This is a genomic window from Paraglaciecola sp. (genome assembly GCF_030730205.1).
GTDB lineage: Bacteria > Pseudomonadota > Gammaproteobacteria > Enterobacterales > Alteromonadaceae > Paraglaciecola.
In genome coordinates this window covers 1-8,995 of sequence record NZ_JANQVQ010000269.1, presented here as the reverse complement: position 1 = coordinate 8,995, position 8,995 = coordinate 1, and the positions used below count along the sequence as shown (strand labels likewise).

Annotated in this window: 7 protein-coding genes; 4 read left to right on the top strand and 3 right to left on the bottom strand. The window is 43.9% G+C overall.

Annotated elements, in window-relative coordinates:
- Together NWQ57_RS17465 and fucP are read right to left on the bottom strand one after the other, a co-directional pair.
- On the bottom strand, positions 1 to 805 hold an 805-nt coding region (locus NWQ57_RS17465), incomplete at its 3' end, for a shikimate dehydrogenase (protein ID WP_306023455.1).
- Between the two features lie 22 nt (positions 806 to 827).
- Entirely contained in the window at positions 828 to 2,102 is a 1,275-nt protein-coding gene (gene fucP / locus NWQ57_RS17460; protein WP_306023454.1) for an L-fucose:H+ symporter permease, read from the bottom strand.
- A 203-nt stretch (positions 2,103 to 2,305) separates the two neighbouring features.
- On the opposite strand from fucP, the gene NWQ57_RS17455 reads away from it, so the two are divergent.
- The 3 genes from NWQ57_RS17455 (at position 2,306) to NWQ57_RS17445 (ending at position 7,424) form a co-directional block, all read left to right on the top strand.
- Entirely contained in the window at positions 2,306 to 3,526 is a 1,221-nt protein-coding gene (locus tag NWQ57_RS17455) for an ROK family transcriptional regulator (protein ID WP_306023453.1), read from the top strand.
- A 267-nt stretch (positions 3,527 to 3,793) separates the two neighbouring features.
- Positions 3,794 to 6,388, top strand: a complete 2,595-nt coding sequence (locus NWQ57_RS17450; protein ID WP_306023452.1) for a TonB-dependent receptor — start codon at positions 3,794 to 3,796, stop codon at positions 6,386 to 6,388.
- A 76-nt stretch (positions 6,389 to 6,464) separates the two neighbouring features.
- Positions 6,465 to 7,424, top strand: coding sequence for a carbohydrate kinase (locus NWQ57_RS17445; RefSeq protein WP_306023451.1), 960 nt, complete (start codon positions 6,465 to 6,467; stop codon positions 7,422 to 7,424).
- Positions 7,425 to 7,617: 193 nt separating this feature from the next.
- Here NWQ57_RS17445 and NWQ57_RS17440 read toward each other — a convergent pair whose 3' ends face one another.
- On the bottom strand, positions 7,618 to 8,376 hold the full coding sequence (locus NWQ57_RS17440; RefSeq protein ID WP_306023450.1) for a hypothetical protein: 759 nt from the start codon (positions 8,374 to 8,376) through the stop codon (positions 7,618 to 7,620).
- A gap of 162 nt (positions 8,377 to 8,538) precedes the next feature.
- Here NWQ57_RS17440 and NWQ57_RS17435 point away from each other — a divergent pair, with 162 nt between their 5' ends.
- Positions 8,539 to 8,772: a hypothetical protein gene (locus NWQ57_RS17435; RefSeq protein ID WP_306023449.1), complete on the top strand. Its 234-nt coding sequence runs from the start codon at positions 8,539 to 8,541 to the stop codon at positions 8,770 to 8,772.
- Positions 8,773 to 8,995 lie beyond the last annotated feature (223 nt).

The window sequence follows — 8,995 nt, the reverse complement described above, 5'->3', positions numbered from 1 at the left end:
TAGCATCTTGCCCTGTCCAATATTTAATTCCTAATAGACCTTGATTGACCAACATGGCGAGGCCATCAATTACCTGACAACCTTTTGCTTGCGCGGCTTCTAGCAGCTTTGTTTTTGGCGGATTAGGGATAACATCCGCTACCACCATCTCGGCTCTGAGGGTTTCGCTATTGATGTTAACTTCTTGCTCTACATGGGGGTACAAGCCGATAGTGGTGCTATTGACCAAGATATCAATGTCTTCTGGTATATCGATGGTCTTGTCCCATGAAAGATAGTGGGCTTTGACGGTGGTTTTACCATTCAGCAAATCGACTAAGGTTTGACCGCGATTTTCATTTCGATTAACGATCGTGATTGATGCCACCCCTGCTAAGGCGAGTTCAACCGCAATGGCTCGCGCCGCGCCGCCAGCACCTAATATCATGACCGACTTACCCTGCGGTTCAACCTGTTGTCTCAATCCTTGTAAAAAGCCTTTGCCATCAGTGTTTTCACCAATATAGTCGGCGCCGCGTTTTACCACAGTATTTACCGCGCCAATGAGTTGGGCAGATTCACCCAAACCATCGAGGTGCGCTATCACTGCCACTTTATGCGGCACAGAGCAGTTAAATCCTTGCCAATTCATGGCCTTGGCGCCTGCTACTGCATCAGCTAAAAGCGCTGGTGGCACCTCACAATTAATATAGCGCCAGTCAATTTTCATTTCTTTATAAGCAGCCTCAACCATCGCAACAGTGGGGTTCTCTGCCGCGGGTTGAGAAAACGAACCGGTGATCTCACTCAAAAAATGTAGGGACATACCTTGCTCCATGGTTGTTAAATTACGCTCTGTATTTCGATTTCAAATCAAATACCGCATAAGCGGCGACGACCAAAAAGCAACACGCTGGTACGATGTAAGAAAACGCGGCGCTGTAATTATCGATAAAGGATGCTTGCAATAAAGGTATCACTGCCCCGCCTAATATGGCCATAACTAAACCCGCCGCTCCAAACTTTGCATCATCATTTAAGCCATGTAAGGCTACAGCATAAATAGTTGGGAACATCAAAGACAAGCAAGCTGAAATACCAATCAGGGCCCATACCCCTGTTTCGTTCGGCATGATTATCATGTACAAACACAATATTGAAGCCAGCCCCGCCATCGCGCTTAATAAGGCTGCGGGTCTGACAAAGCCCATGATCCACGTCATAATAAATCGAGAGACTAAAAACACTAACATACTGTATTGCAAGACCTTGCCACCAGACACCTCATCGCCGCCCTGCGCTTCCATCACATATTGAATGGTGAAGGTCCATACACAGGTTTGAGCAGCAACATTAAAAAACTGGGCAACAACACCAAATCGATAATGACGATTGTTAAACAATCGACGTATCGTTGCTCTAAAATCAGTGTGTTTACTGGCTTCAGTGGCTTTGCACTTTTCAGGTGTTTTGAGCATGGCAATCGCAAACCAAATGACCACAAGCACACAAGCAAACCCGACGTAAGGCACCATCACGGCATCTAATTCGGCACTCATAACAGAAACCAGCTGATCGGCTGTCATACTGCTGCGCTCTTCTGCTGATGCTTGATTTAATTGAGGCAAGATAAGGGTCGCGGCTAAAAATACCCCTAAACTGGTTCCAACCGGATTAAATGACTGAGCAAAATTCAAGCGGCGGGTGGCCGTCAACTGACTGCCCATACCCATAACATAAGGATTTGCCGAGGTTTCTAAGATAGAGAGACCACCTGCCAAGATAAATAAAGCGGTAAGAAAGAAGCCATACGTCATGGTTTGGCTTGCGGGGTAAAACATAAAAGCCCCGATTGCAGCACACCCAAGCCCCGTGAGTACGCCGGTCTTATACGAAAAACGCTTGTTAATAAATGCCGCCGGTATGGCTAAGCAAAAATAAGCGCCGTAATAACAAAATTGAACTAAGGCTGATTGCAATGACGTCATGGTGAAAATTTTACTAAACACTTTGACTAAGGGGTCGGTCATATTGGCTGCAGTACCCCACGCAGCAAAACACAATGTTAATAATATGAAGGGAACCAACATATCTCTTGAGACTAATGGGGCTTTTTGTTGCATGGCGATACGACCACTTGTTAATTTTTAGTTAACGCATTTAACCAACAAAAAAATAGCCTGTCAATAAATCAACTTAATTTATTTATTACTCTTTCACGCTATTTTTTATTAATTCAAACTAATATAGTTTAGCCTAAGAGAGTCAGCTAAAATAATAACCCACCACCTTAGGGTGTCTTGTTAATGCATCAAAAGTAGACGAAATGACCGACAAAGTTGTAAATACAAAAAACACTAATCTTCGTGAAGGGCGCAGTCAATCAGGTTTACGTGCGCATAATGAGCGCAGAATTTTATCACTCATTCGTCAGCAAGGCAGTTCTCCAAAAGCTGAGATAGCCCAACAAACTGGCCTTTCAGCCCAAGCGGTTACCGTCATTATTAACAGCTTAGAGGCTGATAAATTATTGATCCGTAAGGAGCCGCAACGAGGTCGTGTTGGTCAACCTCTGGTCCCGTTTGCACTCAATCCCGAGGGCGCTTTTAGCATCGGCCTAAAGGTAGGACGACGTAGCTTCGACCTTACCCTAATTGATTTTACTGGCAATGTGCGCGCCACCTTACACGAAAACTGTAATTATCCGAGTGTCACCAATTTGTTGGCCTTTTTAAAAAAAGGCGTAGAAGTTTTAACCCTAAGTTTAAGCGCCGAACTCAGTGCCAGAATCTTGGGGATTGGCGTCGCCACCCCTTATGAAATATGGAACTGGGCTGAAGAAGCAGGGGCGCCTGCTGAAGTAATGAACGAGTGGAAAACCTTCGATTACACTCAAGGCATTACGAGTATTATCGACCTACCCGTTTATGTTTGTAACGATGACACGGCGGCCTGCTCTGCCGAGTTAAGTTTTGGTAACCCTCATCATTTCAACGACTTTATGTACGTTTTTATTGGTACGTTTATTGGTGGCGGTGTGGTGTTAAACGGCTCACTGTTCACCGGTAAAACCGGTAATGCAGGCGCTATCGGCTCCTTACCGCAGCCCATTATCAATCAAAATGGCGAGTTAGAGTCACAACAGTTAATCATGCAATCTTCGTTGTATATCCTTGAAAAAATGTTGATTGAAGCGGGCCACGACGCCAAAGTGCTGTGGCAGTCTAGCGAATATTGGGGCGAACTTGGCCCCATATTAGACCAATGGATTGACAAGGTAGCCGAAGGCTTAGCCTATGCTGCTCTGTGCTCAATGGCCATTTTTGACTTTGAAGCTATCGTCATCGACGGCGCCATTCCTGGCGCGGTGCGAAGTAAAATTGTTGCAGCAACAGCATTAAAAATATCGCAAGCTGATACCCGCGGTTTATCACCGAGTAAAATAGTCAGTGGCTCAATCGGCAGCAAGGCCCAGTCTATTGGTTGTGCTAATTTGCCTTTGTTAGTCAATTTTTCTCAAGATAGCCAACATTTATTTAATCAGTAAAAAACCTACTTCGCCTTGCCTAGCGCTGCTGTTTTAGCTCAATAAAACCGCAGCCTTCAATCCCCTTAACACCCTCTTTAACAAGTTATAGATTTCAGCTGTGGGCAAACTTAACAAAAATTAATAAATAACATTAGTTGATTTATTAAAATATTTACTCTACATTTCATTAACAATTTTGTTAACCGCCTTAAACATTCGATTAATAAGAGGCAATTAACAAAGTTTGTCAGCTTAAAAACTCAAAATTAATGGAGAAAACACATCATGCAATGCTCGACTAAAATGACCCTCATAGCTGCAGCGGTAACGGCTTCTATTTCTCATACTTCTTTTGCACAGTCTGGCGAAGAAGCAAACAAAGCGAGCAACCTCGACTTTGAACAAATTATTGTCAGTGGTACATCACGTCCAAAAGTAAAAATTGAATCGACAAATGCCATGACAACCTTTGGTGAGGAAAATTTAGAACGCTTAGCCCCGCACAGTGTGGGTGAATTGGTTCGCAGCATTCCAGGTTTTCATGCAGAAGACACCGGTGGTGAAACTGGTAATAACGTGGCACCTCGCGGATTTCCACTATCAACTCAAACAGAATTCACCGCTTTGTTGCGTGATGGTATGACGGTGTTTTACAACCAAGATATTCTGTTTACTCAAAACGACCGTTTTACCCGTTTATCGAATTTTATTGGCAATGTTGAAGCCATTCGTGGTGGAGCCTCTTCCATATTTGTGGGCAGCGCCCCAGCAGGTTTTATCAACTTTTTATCTCGCGAAGGCGGTGACGATACCGAAGGGGATGTATTTTTTGAAACCAACAGCAACAATCGTTTAGGGGCGCAAGCGTGGGTCAGTGGCTCTCTTGATGATCAAACCGTTTACGCTATCGGCGGCTGGTATCGCGAAGATGATTCTGCTCGTGATCCGGGTTATACCGCTAACCAAGGTGGTGAAATTAACGCCAATATTAAACATTTCTTCAAAGATGACAGCGGCTTCACCCGCTTTGAGTTTAACAAACAAGACGATAAGTCTTTCTTTTTCATTCCTCAGCCTTTAACAGGCTCAACCACTGATGCGCAAACGATACCGGGTGGCATGGATATTCGTGATGGAACAACGGGTAACTCGGCAGGTGCACGTTTATTGCGTCTCGCCAATACGCCCAGCGGAGATCTCGATTTAGATGTGGCGGATGGTAACTACGCCAATGTTACCTATATTGGCAATACCACTGAGGTTGAACTGAACGACAACTGGATTTTCAGCAATCAAGTTCGTTATACCGACATGTTAACCACCTTTACTGGCATCATTAATGTCGGCAATGCCGAATCTTTAGCCAGCAAAGCGCAGGCTATTTACGACAATAACAACGTTGCCCTTGCTGATGCTATGGTAGATGGCGCCTTGAATTACCAAATACGTGATGCAGGTACAGGATTTGAATTGGCCAACAATAACAATGTTGACTCATACAATACCAATGGCTTTGGCATTAACGCCGGCTTTTGGCACCGTCGTTTTGAAGGTGATAACGTACAAAACGAAACAAAATTACATCATACCTATGAAGATTTAAGTGAAGGCACCCTTTACTCTACTTTTGGTTTATTTGTTTCTAACATAAACGGTCAAGTTACTGATTATCGCATCAACACTTTACAGTCTGTTGAGCCCTTACCACAACGTCTAGATATCGCTTTTATGGACGCCAACGGCAACGATATTGCCAGTGGCACCTATAAAGGGATCCAAGCGGGTTCGCATGGTTTTGCAAACATCGTTTACAGCGAAAACACCATTGCGCCTTATGCCGACTTTGAATATGAAATCAATGACTTAACCTTGAACCTTGGGGCTCGCTACGAAACATTAAAAGCCAATGGCGAAGCGGAAAACCAAGGTGACTATCAAATAAATAGTTTTAGCAGTGATACCGACACCGTCAACGGCAATATCGTTTTACCCTTTGGTGATGGCACCTATCGTAATTTTGATATTGAATACAGTGAACTGGCATGGACGGTGGCAGCTAACTACATCGTAAACGAAGATTTTGCCGTATTTACTCGCTACGCTGATGGCTTTCGTATGCCTGACGTAGATAAGTACATGGCAATTACTGGCTTAACGAGTCAAGCTGAAATAGACGAATTTAATCGCTCACAGCGCCGTGAAACAAAACCTGCTTCCACTGTAATGGCTGAGCTCGGTTTAAAATACAATTCAGGTGATGTTGCCGCCTTCTTAACCGCCTATTTTGCCTCAGCCGATGATTTGTTTTTTAACGTACCCACCGTAGTCAACGGCGACGTAGTGCAGCGCCAAGCATTTCGAAATACCGAAACCGTAGGCCTTGAAGCTGAGTTTAACTTACAAGTGACAGAGGGATGGAAAGTCGGTTTATCCGCCACTTATCAATCCCCAGAATTTGTTAACACCCCTGCTGCTGAGTTTATAAATGACAGTGGCAATGTTGCTACGGTCGAAATCAATGGCAACCTGCCAGTACGTGTACCAAAACATTTTGGACAGCTGACCACCAGTTATGAATTTGAAGATTTTGCGTGGGGTGTCGCTAGCATTAACGCTACCTATTCATGGAGCGGAAAACGCTACGCTGATGACGCCAATACCGCAGAGTTACCCATGTACGGCATGTTAAACCTTGGTTTTGCGGTAGAGAACGAGGAAGGATATTACTTACGCGCTGATGTGAAAAACATCAATAACTCTGAGGGTCTATCAGAAGGCGATCCAAGAGCGGGAGAAACCGTTGCAGGCCAAACCAACACGTTTAATGCAAGGGTGGTATTACCGCGTACCTTTACCCTAACCGTTGGCAAACGTTTTTAAAAAAACCTTGTTTGGCTTGGGCAAGTTTCCAAGCCAAACATCTATTTTTAGTGGATAAACGAAGGCAAACTCAACTATGGAAGTACTAGCAATCGGCGAAGCATTGATCGACCTGCTATCAAGCACCTGTTTAGAGAAAGATCCCACAGTCGTCACCTTTACCCAATATGCCGGTGGTGCGCCAGCCAATGTCGCGGTGGCCGTGGCCAAATTAGGAGGGAAAAGTTTTTTATTTGGTAAAGTGGGTAAAGACCAATTTGGTCATTTCCTAATCAACGCGCTAAAAAATAATGGTGTCTCTACTGATTTTGTTGGGTTTTCTGAGACGGGTAAAACCGCTCTGGCTTTTGTGACCTTAGATCACCTTGGTGAGCGCAGCTTTGAATTCTATGACACACACGCTGCGCACAACGATATACAGCTCAGTGATTTCACCGCTGAAATTATTGAACCTACACGAGTCGTCTCCTTTTGCTCTGGCATGCTAGCCAACGAACATCAACTTGATTGCACCCTGCAAGCACTGGAAATATTCAAGAAAAACCAGTCGATTATTTGTTTAGATATTAATTTTCGCTCGGCTTTTTGGCCCCCGACTCAAGATGCAGCAGGCAAAATATCAAGCGCGGCAATCATGGCAAATATCATCAAAGCCAGTCGCGATGAGTTAGTGCAGTTATATGGGGTTGAGCACGTTGAGCAAGTGGTTAAATCATGGATAGAACAAGGGGTATCATTAGTGATTATTACCGATGGAGGTAAGCCCATCGCCTTTTATACGCAAAATTTTGATGGTACTTACCCTGCGCCCAAGGCGAACGTAGTTGATACAACCGCTGCAGGTGATGCCTTTGTCGGTGGCTTTTTGTATCGAGTTGCGGGTGAAAACAGTTCGTCGAAAACATTTGTGGAATGGGTGGCTAACTTTCAACATGTACTAAAAGCCATTGATTTTGCGACTAAATGTGGTGCTTTCACGGTTGCACATTTTGGCGCTTTCGATTCATTGCCCATAATGAGTGATTTGAATGTATAAGGGTGTTTGCCGGCAATTAAATAGACCAATGCGGTAATTTTCTACCCGCCCGTAAGCCCCTTATCACGCTTTGCTACGCGTGTTGCCTCTACCACTTACATCACCACATCACAGATGGGTTTACGCGGATGAGTCACATTAATAAATATCGGCAATATTACATCGCGACTCATGCTTGTAGAACAAGGCGTTTTTAGTGCTGCGAATTGTTCATAGGGTAACCTATATCCACTAATTCATCATAAAAATCAGCCAGTTCAAGCTCTGGATTAAGTTGCTGAATCACTCTGTGAGTTAACGGTAGTTGCTGATAAACATGCTGAATGACGGCAAGAGGAACATCCGTTTCAAAGTAATCTTCAGCAAACTCTTGATAATTTCGAGGATCGCCAACTAGGCAGTTTAAAAGAAACAACGAACCATCAGGATCATCGGTTTCAGTTGTTGCAAAGCTTGCTGTAGACCAGCTTGTTTCGCCTACCAAACGCCAAAAACAAAAGGAAATATTGTCTATATCAAAGGCAGGTTCAGACACCGCATGAGCAAATTCAGCAGGCACCTTGTTAAGCGCTACTTGCCATTTCTTTAGATTGCCTTGATGCCACGATGATAACGTGGATTCATGGGCAAAACCTTTAAAAAAGCAGCCACTGGCGGTAAACAGCACAGTAAAAGAATCTCCACAACCGTTGCGCATTGAGGCCATTGACTCACCCGGTGCCCAATGCGCGTCAAAAGAGTAATATCTGTTGTCCCATTCAGGGCACAAAACTAAGTCTAAAACCGCTAAGGATTGAAGCAATCTTTTCAAATTATCGATATTAGGAAGTTTGTCTAAGTTATTGGTCGATACTGCATTCACAATGTTTGATCCCGGATAAAAAGAGCACGCCATTAAAGTTTGACTGATGGTATACCGATAGCCACCTGTGCAACAATCTTCTTGTGGCATTGTTCAGTAAAAACCTCAGGGCGGTGCCGCTATCAAAAATAAGCTCTATGTTAAAAGCCCTAAACCGATAAAAAACAAATTATTGAAATACCATAGATGATGTGGTCTTGTAGGACTCTAAATGGCAGCTTTTAAGCGTCACCACACAATGAGAGCTAAGCAATGAATTCTACTCAAACCAATAAAGCCCCCATCCCTGCCAATGTGCGGGTCATGATCGCCTTAGTTGCCACACCGACTTTATTGGTTATTGGCATGCTTTTTTATACCCTGTTTGTTTCAGGTTGGCAGGCCATAACAATCAGCATGATTATTTTTTCTTTGCTCGGATTATTTGCTTATTACGTGGTGATTACAGGTAGATTACCGGCGACTCGAAGCAAGCAAACAGATTAAAAATCAGTTGTCGCTGCGCTTCAAAACAATTGCAAAAGCAAAGAAGGTGTAAACCTCATATCAACGGCTACTTGCATTATAAGGTTGAATGTCAAAATTTATTGTCGTTTGGAAAGACAACTGTTTTTTGCAAACCTTGGGAGGGCGGCTCTGAGCGATTAACGCCGTTGGGTATATTTGATTTTCGATTGAGCGATCACTCTAAAGCGGAAATTAACGCCCA

Bases quoted from the DNA above. Each gene is read 5' to 3' on its own strand.
- fucP (WP_306023454.1), bottom strand. From the start codon at position 2,102: ATGCAACAAAAAGCCCCATTAGTCTCAAGAGATATGTTGGTTCCCTTC.
- NWQ57_RS17455 (WP_306023453.1), top strand. From the start codon at position 2,306: ATGACCGACAAAGTTGTAAATACAAAAAACACTAATCTTCGTGAAGGG.
- NWQ57_RS17450 (WP_306023452.1), top strand. From the start codon at position 3,794: ATGCAATGCTCGACTAAAATGACCCTCATAGCTGCAGCGGTAACGGCT.
- NWQ57_RS17445 (WP_306023451.1), top strand. From the start codon at position 6,465: ATGGAAGTACTAGCAATCGGCGAAGCATTGATCGACCTGCTATCAAGC.
- NWQ57_RS17440 (WP_306023450.1), bottom strand. From the start codon at position 8,376: ATGCCACAAGAAGATTGTTGCACAGGTGGCTATCGGTATACCATCAGT.
- NWQ57_RS17435 (WP_306023449.1), top strand. From the start codon at position 8,539: ATGAATTCTACTCAAACCAATAAAGCCCCCATCCCTGCCAATGTGCGG.